Source organism: Burkholderia sp. SIMBA_062, from assembly GCF_046534765.1.
GTDB classification, from domain to species: domain Bacteria; phylum Pseudomonadota; class Gammaproteobacteria; order Burkholderiales; family Burkholderiaceae; genus Burkholderia; species Burkholderia ambifaria.
The window spans coordinates 1-315 of sequence record NZ_JAWRYD010000175.1; the positions used below are offsets into that span (position 1 = coordinate 1).

Sequence of the window (315 nt, forward strand, 5' to 3'; positions counted from 1 at the left end):
TTGACCACGCCAGCCTCGAACTTCTTGACCTTGCGGACTTCGCCGGCCTGCTGTTCGATGGTCATGTTCTTGTGGATGATGCCGATGCCGCCTTCCTGAGCCATGGCAATGGCCAGACGCGCTTCGGTCACGGTATCCATGGCAGCGGAAACCAGCGGAATGTTCAGCTCGATGCCACGAGTCAAACGGGTCTTGAGACTGACTTCATTGGGCAGTACCTCGGAATAGCCAGGTACAAGGAGGATATCGTCGAAGGTCAGGGCTTCTTGGCTGATACGCAGCATCGCGGGGGCTCCCGGGCGGGAAAAATGGAAG

General features: G+C 57.8%; 1 protein-coding gene. It reads right to left on the reverse strand.

Features of this window, described 5'->3' with window-relative positions:
• Positions 1 to 281: IMP dehydrogenase (locus SB786_RS35915; protein ID WP_410731533.1), on the reverse strand; the 281-nt coding region annotated here is incomplete at its 3' end.
• Positions 282 to 315: the final 34 nt, after the last annotated feature.